This is a genomic window from Terriglobales bacterium, from assembly GCA_035543055.1.
Classification (GTDB): Bacteria; Acidobacteriota; Terriglobia; order Terriglobales; family Acidobacteriaceae; genus JAIQFD01.
In genome coordinates, this window is the sequence record DATKKJ010000175.1 from 1 (window position 1) to 2,776 (window position 2,776).

General features: G+C 63.6%; 3 protein-coding genes. 2 read left to right on the forward strand and 1 reads right to left on the reverse strand.

The genetic code is table 11. From position 1 onward, the window contains the following. Positions 1–274 precede the first annotated feature (274 nt). Positions 275–496: a hypothetical protein gene (locus VMS96_11535; GenBank protein ID HVP44057.1), complete on the forward strand. Its 222-nt coding sequence runs from the start codon at positions 275–277 to the stop codon at positions 494–496. 326 nt (positions 497–822) lie between these two features. Here the strand turns inward: VMS96_11535 and VMS96_11540 are convergent, their stop codons facing one another. Then, complete coding sequence (locus VMS96_11540; protein HVP44058.1) at positions 823–2,091, reverse strand: transposase; 1,269 nt, start codon at positions 2,089–2,091, stop codon at positions 823–825. A gap of 315 nt (positions 2,092–2,406) precedes the next feature. On the opposite strand from VMS96_11540, the gene VMS96_11545 reads away from it, so the two are divergent. After that, complete coding sequence (locus tag VMS96_11545) at positions 2,407–2,739, forward strand: hypothetical protein (GenBank protein HVP44059.1); 333 nt, start codon at positions 2,407–2,409, stop codon at positions 2,737–2,739. Positions 2,740–2,776 lie beyond the last annotated feature (37 nt).

Genomic DNA, 2,776 nt, shown 5'->3' on the forward strand with positions numbered 1-2,776 from the left:
AAGTGAAAACTTCTTCATGAGGATCAGTATAGCGAATCGCCCGAGCAGCCATACTTTCCTCATCCATCCTTGGTGCCTGCGCTGCCGAACAAGCCGATGAAGCTGACGCGTTCGCCGCAGGGACATCGTGTAGAATCGAGAGGCTGACTTGGCGGCGCCCCCGCTGCTGAACGGCGTAGCGTTGGGCAGACTTCTTCCAAACAGGATCGGTGAGGTGGACGTGGACCCAAGCGTTTCGCAACCGCGCGATCGAAGGCGTCTCCGGAGAATTCTGATGTTCGCGCTGCATGTGCCGTCGACCATCATTCTCCTCCTTCTCCTTGGCGTGATCAGATCGCTGTGGACGGCTGCCCTGCTGATGATTGGGGCCGTCGGTGTGCTGATCGTCCTTGCCGTCGCATGGGGCCTGAAGGAATCGCAGTGCCCCGACGGTGCCGCTGCCGAACCAGCCGATGAAGCTCTCGTAGGCAGTGCAAGCAAAAAGAACGGGGATTGATCGGGGCTATCTGGGCACACGTGATCCGGTCCGCAGGCAGGAAGAGTTGCGGTGCAGAAGATCAGGTGCGCGGGTTGGTTGAGCGGGCGAGCGGTCCGGAGGCAATCGGCCCGGGTAATCGAAACTCTCCTGTGGGATGTCCGACGAGCGGCATCGAATCAGCTTTCAACGGAGATTGGGTCGGGTCGAAGATCCTCGGGGTGCCTCAAGACTGACGACGCTCTTGCGCGAGGCAGAGACAAGTTTCAACAGAAGGTCACCCGTCGGAAAACTCGCACGTTCAAGAATTGGTCTGCTGGGTCGGGGATCTCCTTTCTCGGTGGTGGCTATGCGGGAAGCGGCAGGCGTCTGGTGTCGAAGAGCTTGCGGCTGTCGAAGGTGGCCCCGCGGCCGACGTGGTAGAGGGCCTTGGCCAGCTTGCGCATGAGCGCGACGGCCGCCCGCGAGGCCTTGCCGCCGTCGCGTTGTTTCTTGCGCTGGTACCAGGCGTTGGCGATGGGATCGTTCTGGATCCAGCGGAAGACGGCCAGCCACAGGTAGCCGCGCACGCGGGAGGGCCCACGCTTGGTGATCTTGAGCTGACCCTGGTGGGTGCCGCTGCTCTTCTCCTTCAGATTGAGGCCCATTGCCTTGAGGAAGGCGCGGGCGCACGAGAAGGACCTGGCGTCACCGACCTCGGCGTAGACCCCGGCGGCGGTGGTGTGGCCGACCGCAGGGGCGAGCGTGGCGGCTGGGGTGCGGGCCGCGAGTTGGTCGACCTTGGTCTTGGCCGTGGTGAAGGCGCGGTGAGCGCGATAGGCATCGGCCGCGATGGCCATCAAGGCATCACGTTCGAGGCCGACCAGCGGCACGCCGACCGAGGTGGCGGCAGCGGCGATGACGGCGGCGACCGTCTCCTCAGGCATGAGCCGGTGGCTGATGCCGAGGAGGAGTCGCCTGGCCCGCTGGGGAGCCGCGGCGACATCGGCGGGACCACCGATGCGGGCGAGCAACGCCATGAGCGAGGAGGAGGTCAGCTCGAGGAGCGTGGGCAGCTCGGGCCAGTGGCGGGCCAGCCAACCTTCCAGGCGGTGTGTAAGCTGCAGGTAGCGTTCCTGGTGCAAATCCATGATGGCCAGGGCGGCGCGCAACTGACGGCGCTCCGGCACCTCGTCACGCAGAGGCGTGGACAGACCTTCGGCGTGCAGCCTGGCGATGATGGCCGCTGCCTTGGCGTCGTGCAGGCTGGGTACGCCGTCGTACATCTCGCGGGCGTCGTGAGTACGCTTGCCGCTGACCATGAACACCGCGAAACCGTCGTGGACGAGCTGCTGGCGGAGAACGTCACCGTAGGTGCCCGACGGCTCCATGACCACCTCGACCGCGACGCCCTGGGCGCGGAAGCCGCGGAGGATGTCGAGCACGATGAGGTTCTCGGCCGGGGCTTTCCAGCAGACGATGTGCAGCACGCGCCCGTCGGCGGCAGCGAACGCCGCGACCATGTCGACTTTCGCGACGTCGACCGCGAACACCAGACGGCCGCCGAGCTCGGCCAGCGAGATGCTCTGGGGCTGAAAGTCGTTGACGGGCATTCTGCGATAGATACGCTTCTTCATGGGGATGACCTCCTTCGTCGAGTTCTTCGGACTACGACTCTTCTTGGGGCATCCCCGCTTTCTTGCGCAACTACCTTTAGCTGACTGGCGGTCGGCCGCAGACGGCCGCCCGCAGGTGAACGCCAAACCGTTGACGGACGTATGATGACAAGACGCATCGAGATAGGCTGTGTCGTGGGACTTTTGGTCTCTTTCTGTCCATCACCAGCCAGGTCTGCTGAGTCCTGCGCCACGGTAGCCGATGCTGTCCGGCAGTTGGGCGAAGGGGATGGGATCCGCGCAGTCGAGTCCTTGCATCGGTGTGGGAAAGCCGCTGTGCCACTGCTTGTTCGCGAACTCCGCATCGTCGATCCTGAGATTCCGAACAGGACGTGGTTGCATGCCGTTTGGTGTGAGCGTGCTCTGCGGAGTATCACCGGCAAGTACTTCCGGTTTCGGACCCAGCTGGCACTGGGCGGCCTTTCCGAATTCCGAGGGAAGGACGACGATCTCGGCTACGCCATGGAGTGGATGTCGCGAGGAAAGATCTTCGTCGCACCACAAGACGTCCAAAGGAAGGTGATTGCGGCCTGGAAGTCATGGCTGAAAGCCAACCACGGTCAGTTCGAAGTCGCCAAGTTTGATCCTGGCGGAGAGTGGCAGAGGTGACAGCCGACGCGCCGTCCAACCAAGCCGTTGCAGGGAT

Bases quoted from the DNA above. Each gene is read 5' to 3' on its own strand.
- VMS96_11535 (HVP44057.1), top strand. From the start codon at position 275: ATGTTCGCGCTGCATGTGCCGTCGACCATCATTCTCCTCCTTCTCCTT.
- VMS96_11540 (HVP44058.1), bottom strand. From the start codon at position 2,091: ATGAAGAAGCGTATCTATCGCAGAATGCCCGTCAACGACTTTCAGCCC.